The organism is Moraxella sp. RCAD0137 (assembly GCF_002894025.1).
Taxonomy (GTDB): domain Bacteria; phylum Pseudomonadota; class Gammaproteobacteria; order Pseudomonadales; family Moraxellaceae; genus Moraxella; species Moraxella porci.
Map to the genome: position 1 here is coordinate 60,007 of NZ_LTCC01000006.1, position 16,559 is coordinate 76,565.

The window sequence follows — 16,559 nt, forward strand, 5'->3', positions numbered from 1 at the left end:
CCATGCCAGCCCCTTTGCCAATACTCATCAACACCCGCCCCACCCATCGGGGCGATGCCATCCGCCAGATGACGGGTGTGACGGTGGTGGACTTGCCACTACTTGAGATTTGCTCACTATCGATTAGTGAGTGTGAGCAGGCGATGATGATGCAGTTTTGTCAAGGGGCGTATGATGCCTTGGTCATCACCAGTGTCGAATCAGCACGGCGAGCCTTGGGCTATCTACGCACACATCAGGTGGATGTACCAACATTGCCAAACACCCCCATCATCGCTGTCGGCACAGCCACTGCCCAAGTGATGCAAGCATATGGCTTTGATGTTATCCTGCCACAGACTGCCAACAACAAAGGGATGCTTGCCACACCCCAAATTAAAAGTCTGACCACACATGACCGGGTGCTGATTTGGCGTGGGATTGGTGGGCGACGACTGTTGCATGACACACTGACGGCAAAGGGCGTACACATCGATGCCATCGAGTGGTATGAGCGGGCGACACCGCAAGATTTGTTGGATAACTTTACCGCTATCTTGCCCACCCTGCCTAGCCATGCCCATGTCATCATCAGTAGTGAGATGGCGTATCAGGCATGGGCGAGCCTACCGCACGCAAAGACGAGATATCACTATTTGGCACTGGGTGAGCGACTCGCCCGTATCATCCGTACGCATGAGCCAACCGCCATCATCAGCATGATTGATGATTTATCCACACAGGCGATCGGTCGCGCCATCGATGCCGCCCAAACTTTTGACACAGATCATCAAGCCTTATTCATCCAACCTGACAGATAATCTATGAAACCAAACAAACCAAAATCAGCTGCCACCAAATCAGCCTCAAAAAGCCACGCCAAAGCCAAAGATGCGCGATTTGATAAAGCCAAATCCACCAAACCAAAAAACCCCCATTTTTATGGCATCCACGCTGTCACCATGCTGCTTAAGCGCCGCCCAGAGGATGTGCTTAGTCTGTTTATCCAAGCGCGTGACGATGGCCAGATGAGTTCTGAGCATCGACAGATTGCCGATGCGGCGCATGCCTTTGGCATCAGCATCCAGATTGCACATAAAGAGCGGCTCGCTGAGCTGTGTGACAGCCATCAGCATCAAGGTGTCGTTGCCGCTGCTCGCGCCACACCGATGGCTGATGAGGCACTGCTTGATGCGATGGCAGCCAAGCCTGATGCGCTGTTTTTGGTGCTTGATCAGATCACGGATGCGCATAATCTGGGTGCCTGCCTGCGCTCAGCGTGTGCGATGGGCGTCGATGCTGTGATTTTGCCGCGTCATCAATCGGCACCGATGACCCCAACCGTTGCCAAAGTATCGGTGGGCGCGTCTGAGGTCATCAATGTCGTGTCAGTGACCAACCTTGCGCGCACCCTACAAAGGCTCAAACAGGCTGGCGTTTTTGTATTTGGTACCGCGCTCGATGCGACCGCAAAGCCTGCTTTTGTCTGTGATTTTTCGGGAAAAGTGGCCATCGTCATGGGTTCGGAGGGTGATGGCATGCGCAGGCTTACCCAAGAGTTGTGCGACACTTTGGTATATATTCCGATGGCAGATACGCCCGATCGACCCCAAAGTCTCAATGTCAGTGTCGCCACAGGGATGATGCTGTATGAAGTGGCCAGACAGCGGCACAGCAGTTAAACAATTCTCAGCGCAAATAAAAAACCAGCATAGTGCTGGTTTTTTGATGAATATCAAGCAGGCTTTGACAAGCTTTCGGCTTTGGCCTTGGTGTCGGCATCGAGCTTGGCTTGGTTTTCGCATTTGTTCGGGTCATTGCCACAAAATTGGCAGTACTCATCGCCCATCAAATTGGCAACGCCGCCGCATGAGCCTTTGAGTGGTTGTTTTTTGACCATGTAGCCGACGCCCATGAATAAGAAAAATAAGATAAACACCCCAAAAGTCACCGCAAAAATGGGGATGAATTGGCTAATGATGTCGCTCATTGTCTTATCCTTTTAACTATCAATCTAAACGCTGTTAATGACAGCACACTTCCTCTATTATAGCATTTTTATGCGAAGTGATGGCGGTTTTTGGTGCTGCCATCTTGGGTTTTTGTATGATTTTTATAAAAAAAATGGCCCATCGCAGGGATGAGCCATGCATAATAAGACTATAGCATGGCTATGATCAATTGATATAACATCCTTACCCATTCCACTATAAAGATAGTTTAATTTTTATTTTCATAATTTATTCTTAAAATCCGCCCCAAAATCCCCCACACCTCTAGGCTCGCTATTAAAAAACTTAAAGCCTAGGCATTTAACCTCTTGATAAGCATCAAAATCACTGCCCTGACAGTCCAATTCAATATGAGCCTGATTTTCTAACTGTATCAGCGCCTGCTCTTTCCATTTGTCTTTGTCCAGCAAATGCCCGCCTTTGGGCTCAAACAGACACTGATAATACATTTTTTTATTTTGAAAATCATTGATTATCATCATATAATCAGGACTAAATCGCCGTCCGCTATCCACATCAAACAAATAATAATCCAATTCATTGCGAATAAGATAAATCTCGGCGTTTTGATAGCTTTGCTTTAATGTATCAATTTGACTGGCGATAAATTTGACAAAGCGTTTTTCTTCGCTTGTGCCATAGTTTTCGGTATAAGCATACCAATCGGCGGTATTGACGGCGTATTGCAAGTCGCTGTTATCATGGCAAGATTGGGCTTTGGCTCGTTCATCGGGTGCAATGAATGTTTTTTCGCCTTGTTCGTTGATATTGGGGTACGCCACAAGATAAATGTTCTTTTGTTTTTGAAAAATCTCAGACAAAGGCTTTGGGCTAAATAAACTGCTGCCTTTGACGATGGGCAGATATCTGTCAATGGCTTTTCGCACTTCTGGCAAAATACTGCCAATCAGCATTTGTAGCTTTTCGTGAGCAGACAAATCATCAATATCTTTACCTTGAACATAACCGTATTTGATGTCGCATTTGGGCAAATAAACATCAATCATCTCATCAATGCTGCTGATGCCGATGATGTGCTTTTTTAGGTTATTTAATCTAAAAAAGCCATTTTCCGCCAAAATCAACGCCTTATACAACAAATGCCTTGAAAAATATTCTGCACTGATTTTGATGGTTTTGTAGTTTAGGGCGGACAAGGCAGTGTTTTGCTCTTTGTCGGTCAATGTGTGCGTATGCAGTTTATAACTGCTCGCGATGATTTGTCTGTTAAAGGTTAAATCAATGTCGCTTTGCGTGTTTTTTGAGCGGAATTCTTGGCGATTGACCAGCACAAAGCCTTTTTGATAGGTTTGACTTTGCAAAAATTTGGGTTTTAAATGAATGGTGCGTTTTTCTACTCCCTCATTGATGATGCCCTCGCCAAGCAAATCTTTTTGTAGGTTTTCCAAAAAAGTGCCTGTTTTGACAAAATGATAATAAAAGGTTTCTAGCATTCGTCCATTATCATTTGGGTTTTGGTCAAATTTACGCTTAAATGGGTCGGTGCCATACGCATTATGACCGCTAAATAAATCATCATGATGATAGCTTTTTGGCAGCTGATAAGGACAAAGTCTGGCTCCACGCCCAATCAGCTGAATGTCTTGCAAAGAAACTTTTTTAGTTTCTGAGATGTCAAAATGAACAATGTCATATAGACTCAACACATCCCAGCCTTCGTTTAGGGCATTGACCGAAAAGATCGCCCGAATGGTGTTTTTGGGGCTGTCAAGCAAAGGCAAAAGCTCGGCTTTTTCTTTGGTTTTGCTGTTATAAATCATGGTGTTGTTTTCAGAAAATCGCTCTTTGATATGCGCAATAAACGCATTTAGCCCTGTGGTGTCTTGGGCGGTAGCAAGATTGGCTTTGGCGGATTTTAACCAATAAAACATTTGGGCAATCATCAAGGATTGAGTGTCAAACAAATCCTTTTTTTCTTCTGCCATATGCTCTAAGTGCTTTAAATCCTCTACCCTAAGTGAGCTGATGACTTTGTGAAAAAACGCTCTGTCCTCCTCGCTTTGGGCGATTTTGACAGATTTAATCAATACGACAGGATTGATAGCCACACCCATTTCTCGCTCGGCAAGCAGGCGGCGGTATTCGCTTAATACCACCGCATTGATAATCAAGAGCCGTTTTTGGTCGGCAATTTGCGTTTCGTCATTGTACAAAAACGCCACTTGCTTGCTATAGCCATCTTTATTAAATGCCAAAAAGTCGTATTTATAGACCAGTTTGTCTTTATATTTTTGATGGATTTTTTCATTTTTTAAATCCACTGTGGCAGTAAATTCCAAAAGTAAATTTCTAGGATTGGCGTGCAATACCGATTGTACGGCGGTCTCCCAGTTGTTTTCGTCCGCCACTTCGGTTTTTTTCTTAGTATTGACATTAAGTCTGTGAGCTTCATCGGCAATAATAATGGTATCGTTTTTGATAAAATTCTCAGTGCTGATGCTGTTTTCTTTGGGGTTGTTGATACGCTCATACAGCATTTGCGTGCTAAAAAACATAAAGTTAATGCCCGCTCGCTTACTGTCCTCAAAGCGTTCTATGGCTTTAATAGATATACTTTTGCCATTAAATTTAACTTGTTTTTTAAACAAAAATTTATCAAAATTTGGGTCAGTAAAATTTGCCAACGCCTGCTCTTTGATTTGTACTTGATGTACCAAAAAAATAAAATTACGATAACCCCATTCATACAGATACAAAATAATCGCCGCCATCGTCAGCGTTTTGCCTGTGCCTGTCGCCATATTAAATAAAATGTGCTTGGCTTTTTGAATTTCGCCACTTTCAAACAAATAAATAAAATGCTTAACCGCCTCTATTTGATAATCACGCAAAGTGCGTGATAAATTGTCTGTAATATAGTTTGGCATTTCAAAGTTATCAGACCACTGTTTATAATCAGGGTCGTTTTTGATTTGATTGAATAAAAATTCGTTCAGCGTATCTTTTAATTTTATCTTTTTTGTCATGATTATGCTCCATAAAACGCTTTTGATAAGGCTTTTTCATCATCGCTTACTTTAAAGCGTGTATCATCCATATCGGCATAATTCAGATACAGCTGATTTTCATCTAAGACTTCTTTTAAAATTTCTTTTCTGTCCTCTAAGCTAATTTTATTATCATCAGCGTCTTTTTTATATTGCTTTTGAAAATCATCTTTATCAAACCAGAATTTAAAAAACGCATTTTTTGCCATTTCATCATAAACGCTGTCCAATTCGCCCATTGTTTTGGCGGATTGGATTTTGTCTATAAAATACTGATTGTATTTTTTAAGCTCAAAATAAACAAACGAGCCGCCCCCAGTCCAATTCACCGCCTTAGAAATGCCGCCTTGTTCGCCATCAATCACCTTTTGCAAACGCACCTTGGTAATGTCATCAATATAATCCATCTGTTCAATACCAATCCAACGCCGCCCCATTTTATGAGCGACTGCACAGGTGGTGCCAGAGCCTGCAAAAAAATCTAAAACTATATCATTTTCACTAGTTACGGCTTTTAGAAAAAAAGAAACAACACTTTCAGGTTTTGAATTAGAGAATTTTATATTAAGTTTGTTTAAATGACTTGTTGCATCTTCATTCGTACCAACCCCAATTGCTTTTGATAAATAAATATTATCAATATATTTTTCAGGTGCCATTGATGTAGCTTCCAATCTTTGAAAACGAATAGAAAATTTATTGGATTTTATCAAAAAATAAGTGCCCTTCTTTAATTCTTCATTAACAGTTTCTTGCGACCATACAAACTCTCCTATCAAAATAACTTCTTGTGCATTAATACCATTTACGATATCAAAGTCATTTACAATTTCAACTCTATCAGGCTTGCCTTTTTCAATTTTCCCGTCTGCTAACTTGAATTTAATGGAACCTGCTGGAAAAATAAGTGGTTTATAATTATTGCCTGTGTGCAGTAAAGGGGCATCGCCATTTTCTGTCTCCTTGCCAATATAAGCAATAGTTTTATTTATTCTCTTTTCAAAAGCAATAATATATTCAACCGATGAACGTGATTTTTTAGACAGGCTGTCTGGATTGTCTGTATTCTTCCAAATATAAGTTTCTACAAAATTTTCATTACCAAAGACTTCATTCATAAGAATTTTTAAATAAGCATTACCATCTTCATTGATATGAACCAAAATTACCCCGTTGTCGGCTAATAATTCTTTGGCAATTTCTAGGCGATTTTTCATAAAAACAAGCCAACTGGACAGCTTGAAATTTGAATTATATTTAAACGTATCAAATGGTTTATTATTATTAAAATAATACGGCGGGTCTATATAGATGAGTTTGATTTGTCCTGCTAGGCGGGATTTTAGAGAATGTAAGGCAAGCAGATTGTTGCCTTTGATGAGTAGATTTTGGGTCAATTCGCCATTTTCATCAAAGAATTCTATTGATTGCTGATTGCTGATTGCTGATTGCTGATTGCTGATTGCTGATTGCTGATTGCTGATTGCTGATTGCTGATTGCTGATTGCTGATTGCTGATTGCTGATTGCTGATTGCTGATTGCTGATTGTATTATTTTGCGAAAAATATTGGAAGCTTGTCAATACCTTTGGCTCAAAAAGTGTGTCAATATCTCGTCCGTCCACCTCTAAATGCAAAAAGCGTTCGGTGCGCGCTGCATCCTCTTTGTTCATGCCTGCCTCTAACACGGTGTCTTTAAAAGGAAAATTTAACACCACATTGTCTTGATAGGTGATAAAGCCGTCTTTGTTGGTCAGTCCGATTTTGTTGCTGTGGCGAGTGTAGTTGCCTTTGGTGAGCGAATTGTTTGACATTGAGCATTCCTTGTACTTAAAGAAATTTGCTTTAAAAAATAATGACATTTACTAGTATAAATAAAAGCTATCAAAAATCCAATCGTTATTTAAAAAAACACCGCCCAATCAAATTGAGCGGTGTTTTTAAACCAATGTACCAATCAAAGATTATTTGTCTTTGACTTCGGTGTATTCAGCATCGACCACGCCATCATCAGCAGGCTTAGCGTCTTGCTGTGGCTGTGCATCTGCACCTTGTGCACCAGCATCAGCGTAGATTTTTTGACCGATTGGCATGAAGGCATTGTCAAGCGCTTCAAGCTTAGCTTTGATGTCATCGACATCATCTTCTTTGGTCGCAGTCTCTAGTGCACTGATGGCTGCTTCAACAGCGGCTTTTTCGTCATCAGTCACTTTGTCCGCAGCGTCTTTCATCGCTTTTTGGACGCCATGGATGCGGCCGTCTGCTTCGTTACGAGCATTGGCAAGGGCAGCAAATTTCTCATCTTCAGCAGCATTCGCTTCAGCGGCACGGATCATTTCTTCGATCTCGGCATCAGACAGACCTGAGTCGGCTTTGATCTGGATTGACTGTGATTTGCCAGTGCCTTTGTCTTTGGCGCTGATGTTCATGATGCCGTCAGCGTTGATGTCAAAGGTGACTTCGATTTGTGGTACACCGCGTGGTGCAGGTGGAATGTCAGTCAAATCAAAGTTGCCAAGCAGTTTGTTTTGGTTGGCGATTTTACGCTCACCTTGATACACTTGGATTGATACCGCAGGTTGGTTGTCGGCTGCTGTTGAGAACACTTGTGATTTTTTGGTTGGAATCATGGTGTTCTTCTCGATGATCGCAGTCATCACGCCGCCCATAGTTTCGATACCTAGGGTGAGCGGGGTCACATCCAGTAGCAATACATCTTTTTTGTCGCCTGACAGTACCGCACCTTGCACCGCTGCACCCATGGCGACCGCTTCATCAGGGTTCACATCTTTGCGTGGCTCTTTGCCAAAGAATTCTTGTACTTTTTGTTGTACCAGTGGCATACGAGTTTGACCACCGACTAGGATGACATCATCGATGTCGCTGGTAGATAGGCCAGCATCTTCTAGTGCAGTTTTGCAAGGCAAAATCGTGCGAGCAACCATGTCTTCGGTTAGGCTCTCAAGCTTAGCACGGCTGATGGTGATGACAAGGTGCTTAGGACCTGTCGCATCAGCGGTGATGTATGGCAAGTTCACTTCGGTTGATTGGCTGCTTGATAGCTCAATTTTGGCTTTTTCGGCAGCTTCTTTTAGGCGTTGCATCGCTAGTGGGTCGCCTTTTAGGTTGACATTTTGTTCTTTTTTGAACTCTTCAACCAAATAATCAATCAATGCCAAGTCAAAGTCTTCACCGCCAAGGTGAGTGTCACCGTTGGTTGCCAGTACTTCAAATTGTTGCTCGCCATCGACATCAGCAATCTCGATGATTGACACGTCAAATGTACCACCACCTAGGTCATAGACAGCGATGGTCTTATCGCCGCCTTTTTTGTCCATGCCATAAGCAAGGGCAGCAGCGGTTGGTTCGTTGATGATACGCTTCACATCCAAACCTGCGATACGACCCGCATCTTTGGTCGCTTGACGCTGTGCATCGTTGAAGTACGCAGGTACGGTCACGACAGCTTCGGTCACAGGCTCGCCCAGATAGTCTTCGGCGGTCTTTTTCATCTTGCGTAGTACTTCAGCACTGATCTGTGGTGGCGCTTGTTTTTTGTCTCCAGCTTCGACCCATGCATCACCATTGTCAGCTTTGACAATTTTGAATGGGACAAGTGAGATGTCTTTTTGGACTTCTTTGTCTTCAAAACGACGGCCAATCAGACGCTTGATGGCAAATAGGGTGTTTTTTGGGTTGGTGACCGCTTGGCGCTTGGCTGCTTGGCCGACCAAGATTTCCCCATCTTTGAACGCAACGATTGATGGCGTGGTGCGCGCACCTTCTGCGTTTTCGATGACTTTGACTTTGTCACCTTCTAGGACAGCCACACATGAGTTGGTGGTACCTAGGTCAATACCGATTACTTTAGACATAGTTTACTCCAATTTTAGATATTTTAATGTGAAAATTTTTACTGATTAGGCAAGGTTGAAAATTTTATTTTAACAATCTTGCCAAGCTTAACTGCTATATTTGTATGATTTTGTACTTTTCAAGGGAGAAAATTGAATTTTTTTCAAAAATTTTTGACTTTTAAACCATTGAAATCATTCAATAAATCCCCAAGTCAATGCATTAGCCACCAACAAGCACCATCGCAGGGCGTAGAGTGCGTTCGTTGAGCGTATAGCCTTTTTGGAGCACTTGACCGATGGTGTCTTTTTCGGCATCAGGGAAGATGCCAACAGCTTCGTGAATATCAGGGTTGAAAGCATCACCAACTTGACCGACTGCGACCACGCCATTTTTTTCAAGGACGGTAAGCAGTGATTTGTGGGTCAGTTTTAGCCCTTCAAGGGTGCTGTCATCAGCGCCTGCTTTTTCGCTGGCGTCGATGGCGCGCTCAAGGTTATCGACGACATCGAGTAGTTCTTTGGCGAATTTTTGTAGGGCGTATTTTTTTGCCTTGTCCGTTTCTTGTTCCATACGACGCTGGGCGTTGTAGGATTCGGCATTGGCACGCGCGGCGACTTCTTTGGCATCTTTGACTTGTGCTTCAAGCTCGCTGATGGTGGCTTTGAGTGTCGCAACTTCGTCAAGCTCAGCCGCTTGCTCGGTGGTTTCTACGCTATCATCCAAGATGTCGTTGTTGGTTTGCTCGGTCATAATTACCCCAAAATTAAACATAAAATAAAATCCCTACCTTGATAATGGTAAAGGCAGGATTTTTCAAGTGTTAAACTAAAATTTATCGCATCAGCTGCCATCATTGGCTTTTTGCCACAGCACTTCACTGCCGCCATCGCTGCGTGCCACCACGCGCGCCAGCACGAACAGATAATCCGACAGCCGATTGAGATACTGTCGCACCGCGAGACTGATGTTGGCATCGCGATCATGTAGGCGGATCAGCAGCCGCTCAGCATCGCGACAGACGCTGCGTGCGATGTGCGCCTGTGCGGTGGCGATCGAGCCTGCTGGCAAGATGAATTCTTTTAGATACGGCAAAGCGGCATTGTGTGCGTCAATCTGGCGCTCGAGCGTGGCGATGGCGTCATCTGTGATGGCGATATAGCCGATTTGGGCGTGATTGGGCAGTGCGATCTCGCCGCCGATGTTAAATAATTGATGCTGAATGATCCCAAGCTCTTGGCACAGCTCTGGCAGCTTGGGCATCAGCTGCGCCTGTAACAGCCCGATGTGCGCATTTAGGCCATCGATGATGCCCATCGCATCAAAGCGAAGATCAGCCTTGGATAAACGACTGCCATCACCCAAACCTGTGCTGCCATCATCGCCTGTGCGTGTGGTGATTTTTGATAAACGATTTCCCATTTTTGATCCTTATAAAGAGTGACAAAACTGCTTTATCATAGCATTTTTGACGATCAAAAGTGCAAGAGGCGGTACAAGCGCCATAATTTTTGTTATAATCCTTCGTATCAACCAAAAACCGAGACTCATTATGCAAACCTTTAACCCAGCCGATCATATGGTATTTTGCCGTAAATATAAAGAAAATCTGCCAAAGCTGCCAAACCCGCCTTTTCCCAATGCCAAAGGTCAAGAAATCCAAAACACCGTCTCTGCCAAAGCGTGGAATGAATGGATTGAGCTACAGACTATGCTGATTAACGAAAAGCACTTAAGCATGATCGACCCTCATGCCAAGCAGTTTTTGACCGAGCAGCGAGAGAAGTTTTTGGATAATGGCGATTATGAAAAACCAGCAGGATACACGCCAAAAGCCTAGCCGTTTCACCATGCGCCGATCCATATTGGCGCTTTATGAATTAATCAGTAAGGATGCTTTATGCTAAAAGTTGAAGATATTTTTGAGCCTGTCTTGACAGGTGACGCCCGACCCGATGCCCTAAAAGACTACCCTGTGGTACATGTGCAACCTGTGGCATGGGGTGAGATGGATAGCTTTAATCATGTGAATAATGTCGCCTATTATCGCTATGCTGAATCGGCACGCATCAGCTACATGCGCGCGCTCGGGTTGATGCATGCTCGAGAAGATCTGCTGACGATTTTGGCCAGCTCCAGTATGCAGTATCGTCGCCCTGTGACCTATCCAGACACGCTGCTCATCGCGGTGCGAATCAAGCATCTGGGCAATACCAGTTTGGTGCATGAATATGTGATGTACAGCCAGTCTCAAAAAGCCATCGTCGCTTCTGGTGAGGCGGTGATCGTCCGCACCAATAGTCAAATGGCCAAAATGCCTTGGCTTAATGAAGAGCGCACCATCATCGAAAAATTCGAAGGCCGCCAGTTTGATGCCGCTTGATGGCGTGATTCTTTAGCCTAAGACCAAAAAACCCTGCCGACAGCGATCAGCAGGGTTTTTTGTGAATATCGTGATGGCGCCAAACGAGCCTTTTGCCATCACAGTCTTAATCAATGCAGTTGCACATGATTGGCATCAATCTCAAGCTTACGGCTGTCACGATCGACCTCGCCATGTACAGTGACAGTTTTACCGACCAGCTCTTGTGGGTTGTGGTAATAATCGTCATCAATCTCAACGATGATGGTGCCAGTGCGATCTTGTAGCTCAAATTTTTCATTACCAACAAAGCGTACCAGCTTGCCAGTTAGGCTGACTTTCGCATCATCACGCAAAGTCTTGGCTTGTGCCACGGTGCTGCTGCCGTTGACGCCAGAGACAGCTTTTGTACCAGAGACAGGTGCAGGCGTTGCGGTGGTGGCATTGGCTGCACAAGCACTCAATACAACTGCTGCTGCCGAGGTGATGGCGATTTTTTGTAGTGTTTGAACTTTCATCTTAGTACTCCATAAATAAAAAGTGGATTTGACTATTGGGCAATGATTGCCGCTTAAGACATATTAAACCATAACAACCTTAAGCGAACCTTAAGCGACATCACCAAAATGTAAAATTTACAAAAAAATTTATAAGCATTTGATTTTAATAAATTATATAAGACTGACTATTCACCCAAAAATCCCCCACTTTGGCGCGCCCATAAGGATGCGTACACCCCACCTTTGGCGATCAGCTCATCATGACTGCCCATCTCAACGATCTGCCCACCATCCATCACCACCAGTCGGTCCATCGATGCGATCGTCGAAAGTCTGTGGGCGATGGCGATCACTGTCTTGCCTGCCATCATCTCATCTAGGCTTTGGGTGATGGCGTGTTCGACCTCACTGTCAAGCGCACTGGTCGCTTCATCAAGTAACAAAATCGGTGCATTTTTGAGCATCACACGAGCGATGGCGATGCGCTGACGCTGACCGCCTGACAGCTTGACACCGCGTTCACCGACTTGGGTGTCAAGGCCTGTATTGCCGTGCTTGTCTTGTAGATTTTGGATAAATTCCCACGCGTGCGCCGCTTTGGCCGCCTTGATGATCTCGTCATCTGTGGCATCTGGCTTGCCGTAGGCAATATTCTCTCGCACCGTGCGATGCAGTAGGCTTGTGTCTTGGGTGACCATGCCGATATGCTGGCGCAGGGATTCTTGGGTCATCTGGCTAATGTCTTGATCATCGATGGTGATGCGACCGCTTTTGATGTCATAAAATCTTAATAGCAGATTCACCAGTGTCGATTTGCCTGCACCCGAGCGGCCGACCAAGCCCACTTTTTCGCCTGCTTGGATGTGCAGCTCAAAGTCTTTTAATAGCTCGGTATTGGCTTTGCCATAATCAAATGACACCGACTCAAAATGAATATCCCCCTGTTTCACATGAAACACCTTGGCATCAGATCGATCCACGACGGCATGCGGTGTGGTCAAAGTCTTCATGCCATCTTGGACTGTGCCGAGATTTTCAAATAAAGATGCCGTCTCCCACAGCACCCAATGCGTCAAGCCCTGCAAGCGAATCGCCAAAGCCCCTGCGACCGCCACCGCACCAGCACCAACCAAGCCCTGCATCCATAGATACACACCCATCGCCACCGAGCCTGTCACCGTCACCAAAGCAATGCTCGACACCAAGATCTCAAGCACACTCACCAAGCGCATCTGCTGATGCACCGTACCCAAAAAGTGCGTCATTGCTTCTTTGGCATAGGCCGACTCACGACGCGCATGGCTAAACAGCTTGACCGTACCGATATTGGCATAGGCATCGGTGATTCGCCCCGTCATCATCGCACGAGCATCAGCCTGTACTCGAGCGGTATGCTGAAGTCTGGGCAACAAAAAAATCAGTAGTCCGCTCACCATCAGCACCCATAGCACAAACGGGATCGCCAATAACGGATGCAGGCTCACCAGCACCGCCCCCGAGCCCACCAAAAAAGTGATGATAAACACAAACACGCCGATCAGCGTCATCACCACATCACGCACCGCCAGTGCCGTCTGCATCACCTTGGCAGAGACTCGCCCTGAAAATTCTTCTTGATAAAACTGCATCGACTGGCCAAGCATGTGCTGATGAAATATCCATCGCAGTCGCATTGGCGCCACGCCTTGTAGTACCTGATGATGCACCGTCGTCTCAAACAGCATCACCACAGGCACAAAGACACTGATGGCGATCATGGTGATCAGTGCGGTTTTTTTGTCCGCCCACAACTGGCTTGGGCTATACACACTCATCCAGTCGATGATCTGCCCCACCCATGCATAGACAAACGCCCAATACAGTCCCGACAGTGCTGTCAATAAGGTAAACAACACCAACCAGCCACGAAAGCCCGTCGTACAGGCATAGATGAACGATGCCAATGAGCCTGTGGTCTTAGGCAAGGTAATATCTGGGAAAGCATCGAGACGCTTTTCAAAATAAGAAAATAAGGACATGGTTTCACGCTGTTTTTTTATAAACGGATTATTATAACAAAAACAGCGCTGTGATAATGTTATAATTGGTGTATTCTTCTCACACGATGAGCCAATGGCGTATCTTAACCTATTCTTAGCAGCATTTTTGGCAGCCACACTACTGCCTGCACAGTCTGAAGCGCTACTGCTCTATTTACTCGGTAGTCACCCTGCGTGGGCGTTGATTATTGTGGCAAGCGTCGGCAATGTGTTGGGGTCGTGTGTGAATTTTTGGCTTGGGTTAAATGTCCATCGTTTTGCCCAGCATCGCTATTTCCCATTTAAACCTGAGCAAATCACCAAAGCTGAACGCCACTATCATCGCTATGGCGTGTACTCGCTATTACTTAGTTGGCTGCCTATCATCGGCGACCCATTGACACTGATTGCAGGGGTGATGCGTGAGCGGTTTTGGCGATTTTTACTGCTTGTGAGTATTGCCAAAACCACTCGTTATGCCCTACTTTATCTGATTTGGCTTGGTGTCATGTAGCTTTAGACTTCATGATACAGTTTACTGCCCTCGATGTGATATTTTTCTTTCATTTGTGCCATACCTTGTTCAATGTCTAAGTCTTTGGCAGAGCCTTCAGTGTTTTGGTAATAGCCTTCAGCGGATTTAGCAGAGCCATCAGCGCCCTTAGCATAATCACGGATATTTTGCGTAATTTTCATCGAACAGAATTTAGGGCCACACATTGAGCAAAAATGTGCAGATTTATGGGCCTGCTTTGGCATGGTTTCATCATGCATACTACGAGCAGTGTCTGGGTCAAGGCTTAAATTAAATTGGTCTTCCCAACGGAACTCAAACCGAGCTTTAGATAAGGCATTATCACGCACTGCCGCACCAGGGTGTCCTTTGGCAAGGTCAGCCGCATGAGCCGAAATTTTATAGGTAATAATCCCATCTTTCACATCTTTTTTATTTGGTAAACCTAAATGCTCTTTTGGTGTTACATAACATAGCATCGCTGTGCCATACCAACCAATCATGGCTGCTCCAATCGCAGATGTGATGTGGTCATAACCGGGGGCAATATCAGTGGTTAAAGGCCCAAGCGTATAGAAAGGTGCTTCGCTACATACTTCAAGCTGTAAATCCATATTTTCTTTAATCATGTGCATTGGCACATGCCCCGGGCCTTCAATCATCACTTGCACATCATGTTGCCATGCACGGTGCGTAAGTTCCCCTAAAGTTTTTAATTCGCTAAATTGAGCTTCATCATTGGCATCTTGAATACAACCCGGACGAAGTCCATCGCCTAAACTAAGTGAAACATCATAGGCTTTCATGATTTCGCAAATTTCATCAAAATGGGTGTAAAGGAAATTTTCCTTGTGATGCGCCAAACACCACTGCGCCATAATTGAGCCGCCACGGCTGACAATGCCAGTTAAACGATTTGCCGTCATCGGTACATAACGCAGTAATACGCCTGCATGAATGGTAAAATAATCAACACCTTGCTCGGCTTGTTCAATCAAGGTATCTTTAAAAATTTCCCAAGTCAGATTCTCAGCGATGCCATCGACTTTTTCAAGGGCTTGATAAATCGGTACGGTGCCAATCGGTACAGGAGAGTTGCGAATAATCCATTCTCGAGTTTCATGAATATTTTTCCCTGTCGATAAATCCATAATTGTATCGGCTCCCCAACGGGTCGCCCACGTCATTTTGGCGACTTCTTCGTCAATGCTTGAGCCTAGTGCAGAATTTCCAATATTGGCATTGATTTTGACCAAGAAATTACGTCCAATAATCATTGGTTCGCATTCTGGGTGATTGATATTGGCAGGAATAATCGCGCGTCCTGCTGCCACCTCAGAGCGGACAAATTCAGGGGTAATTTCGGTTAAATTTTTTGCACCAAAATTTTGTCCTGGGTGCTGTCTAGTATCCACGCCCGCTTGCTGCCGCTGATTTTCACGAATGGCGATATATTCCATTTCAGGGGTGATGATGCCGGCTCGAGCGTAGTGCATTTGCGTAACATTGCGACCTGCTTTGGCTCGTCTTGGGTTAGTGATGTGGGCAAAACGGATATTTTGGGTACGAATGTCGTTGAGACGCTGACGTCCAAACTCCGAGCTTAATCCGCTTAATTGTTCAGTATCACCCCGCTCGCTAATCCATGCATCACGCACGCTTGGTAAGCCTTTGTTTAGGTCAATGCTGACATTTGGGTCAGTATAAACGCCCGAAGTATCATATACTAAAATCGATGGATTGGGCTGCCCGCCTAAACCCGTTGGCGTATCGGTTAGGCTAATTTCACGAAATGGGACTTGAATATCGATGCGAGAGCCTTGTACATAGACTTTTTTCGATGCAGGCAAAATGCGAGTTAAATCTTTGGCATCTTGTTCACAGCCTGCGACTGCGGTTGTATCTTGAGTGGTTGGATTGGTCAGTTGGGACAGATTTGTTTGGCTCATTTGATGTTCCTTTTTTTGGCTAAAACAAATCAAGCCATTGAAGGAAAATTAAGCCATCACCAAATCCATTTAGATTGGGAAATGCCATTTTGCAACAAATAACTTGATTCCTACGACAGTACGAACTGTATCAGGTTCAACGGATTGCTTACGCTCTCAGCCATCAGACGATGGCACTCCGTCAAGTTGGTTTTAGTATAACATAAAATTGTGCACCAAAAAGGATTTTGGATAAATTTTCGGTGGTGTTTCAAAAAGTATGCTGACATTAAATGAAGCCATTATTGATGTAAAAAAAGGTTAAGTCGAAAGCTTTAAAATGGTTTTCAATCTTTTTTGAAAAATTACAACTCCTTCTAAAA

Annotated in this window: 14 protein-coding genes, 1 pseudogene and 1 riboswitch; of the genes and pseudogenes, 5 read left to right on the forward strand and 10 right to left on the reverse strand. The window is 44.5% G+C overall.

From position 1 onward, the window contains the following. Nucleotides 1-2: 2 nt before the first annotated feature. The gene (locus AZ602_RS05935) at nucleotides 3-800 is read left to right on the forward strand and encodes a uroporphyrinogen-III synthase (RefSeq protein ID WP_103034143.1); all 798 of its coding nucleotides are present in this window, start codon (nucleotides 3-5) and stop codon (nucleotides 798-800) included. A 3-nt stretch (nucleotides 801-803) separates the two neighbouring features. Continuing rightward, nucleotides 804-1,661, forward strand: a complete 858-nt coding sequence (gene rlmB / locus AZ602_RS05940; protein ID WP_103034144.1) for a 23S rRNA (guanosine(2251)-2'-O)-methyltransferase RlmB — start codon at nucleotides 804-806, stop codon at nucleotides 1,659-1,661. Nucleotides 1,662-1,714: 53 nt separating this feature from the next. On the opposite strand, the gene nqrM is transcribed toward rlmB, so the two are convergent. The 6 genes from nqrM to AZ602_RS05970 form a co-directional block, all read right to left on the reverse strand. Beyond that, nucleotides 1,715-1,969 carry a (Na+)-NQR maturation NqrM gene (nqrM, locus tag AZ602_RS05945; RefSeq protein WP_078318350.1) on the reverse strand — a complete coding sequence of 85 codons (255 nt, stop codon included), beginning with the start codon at nucleotides 1,967-1,969 and terminating at the stop codon, nucleotides 1,715-1,717. A gap of 243 nt (nucleotides 1,970-2,212) precedes the next feature. Beyond that, on the reverse strand, nucleotides 2,213-4,978 hold the full coding sequence (locus tag AZ602_RS05950) for a DEAD/DEAH box helicase family protein (RefSeq protein WP_103034145.1): 2,766 nt from the start codon (nucleotides 4,976-4,978) through the stop codon (nucleotides 2,213-2,215). A 2-nt stretch (nucleotides 4,979-4,980) separates the two neighbouring features. After that, nucleotides 4,981-6,813, reverse strand: coding sequence for a site-specific DNA-methyltransferase (locus tag AZ602_RS05955; protein ID WP_103034146.1), 1,833 nt, complete (start codon nucleotides 6,811-6,813; stop codon nucleotides 4,981-4,983). A 150-nt stretch (nucleotides 6,814-6,963) separates the two neighbouring features. Beyond that, nucleotides 6,964-8,874, reverse strand: a complete 1,911-nt coding sequence (gene dnaK, locus AZ602_RS05960) for a molecular chaperone DnaK (RefSeq protein WP_103034147.1) — start codon at nucleotides 8,872-8,874, stop codon at nucleotides 6,964-6,966. A gap of 202 nt (nucleotides 8,875-9,076) precedes the next feature. Next, on the reverse strand, nucleotides 9,077-9,607 hold the full coding sequence (grpE, locus tag AZ602_RS05965) for a nucleotide exchange factor GrpE (protein ID WP_103034148.1): 531 nt from the start codon (nucleotides 9,605-9,607) through the stop codon (nucleotides 9,077-9,079). 90 nt (nucleotides 9,608-9,697) lie between these two features. After that, nucleotides 9,698-10,276, reverse strand: coding sequence for a cob(I)yrinic acid a,c-diamide adenosyltransferase (locus tag AZ602_RS05970; RefSeq protein ID WP_103034149.1), 579 nt, complete (start codon nucleotides 10,274-10,276; stop codon nucleotides 9,698-9,700). 130 nt (nucleotides 10,277-10,406) lie between these two features. Between AZ602_RS05970 and AZ602_RS05975 the strand changes: the two genes are divergently transcribed. Both AZ602_RS05975 and AZ602_RS05980 read left to right on the forward strand, forming a co-directional pair. Then, complete coding sequence (locus AZ602_RS05975; RefSeq protein ID WP_078318354.1) at nucleotides 10,407-10,694, forward strand: oxidative damage protection protein; 288 nt, start codon at nucleotides 10,407-10,409, stop codon at nucleotides 10,692-10,694. A 60-nt stretch (nucleotides 10,695-10,754) separates the two neighbouring features. Next, the gene (locus tag AZ602_RS05980) at nucleotides 10,755-11,237 is read left to right on the forward strand and encodes a thioesterase family protein (RefSeq protein ID WP_103034150.1); all 483 of its coding nucleotides are present in this window, start codon (nucleotides 10,755-10,757) and stop codon (nucleotides 11,235-11,237) included. A 110-nt stretch (nucleotides 11,238-11,347) separates the two neighbouring features. Here the strand turns inward: AZ602_RS05980 and AZ602_RS05985 are convergent, their stop codons facing one another. Further along, a complete protein-coding gene (locus tag AZ602_RS05985; RefSeq protein ID WP_103034151.1) occupies nucleotides 11,348-11,734 on the reverse strand; it encodes a YgiW/YdeI family stress tolerance OB fold protein in 387 nt (128 codons plus the stop codon). A gap of 167 nt (nucleotides 11,735-11,901) precedes the next feature. Continuing rightward, nucleotides 11,902-13,734 carry an ABC transporter ATP-binding protein gene (locus AZ602_RS05990; protein ID WP_103034152.1) on the reverse strand — a complete coding sequence of 611 codons (1,833 nt, stop codon included), beginning with the start codon at nucleotides 13,732-13,734 and terminating at the stop codon, nucleotides 11,902-11,904. A 94-nt stretch (nucleotides 13,735-13,828) separates the two neighbouring features. Here AZ602_RS05990 and AZ602_RS05995 point away from each other — a divergent pair, with 94 nt between their 5' ends. Beyond that, a complete protein-coding gene (locus tag AZ602_RS05995) occupies nucleotides 13,829-14,248 on the forward strand; it encodes a YqaA family protein (protein ID WP_103034153.1) in 420 nt (139 codons plus the stop codon). Nucleotides 14,249-14,250: 2 nt separating this feature from the next. Here AZ602_RS05995 and thiC read toward each other — a convergent pair whose 3' ends face one another. Both thiC and AZ602_RS06005 read right to left on the reverse strand, forming a co-directional pair. Next, a complete protein-coding gene (gene thiC, locus AZ602_RS06000; protein WP_103034158.1) occupies nucleotides 14,251-16,182 on the reverse strand; it encodes a phosphomethylpyrimidine synthase ThiC in 1,932 nt (643 codons plus the stop codon). 105 nt (nucleotides 16,183-16,287) lie between these two features. Then, nucleotides 16,288-16,388: riboswitch (TPP riboswitch) on the reverse strand. 77 nt (nucleotides 16,389-16,465) lie between these two features. Beyond that, a pseudogene (locus AZ602_RS06005) lies at nucleotides 16,466-16,559 on the reverse strand (IS1 family transposase); the annotation flags it as partial.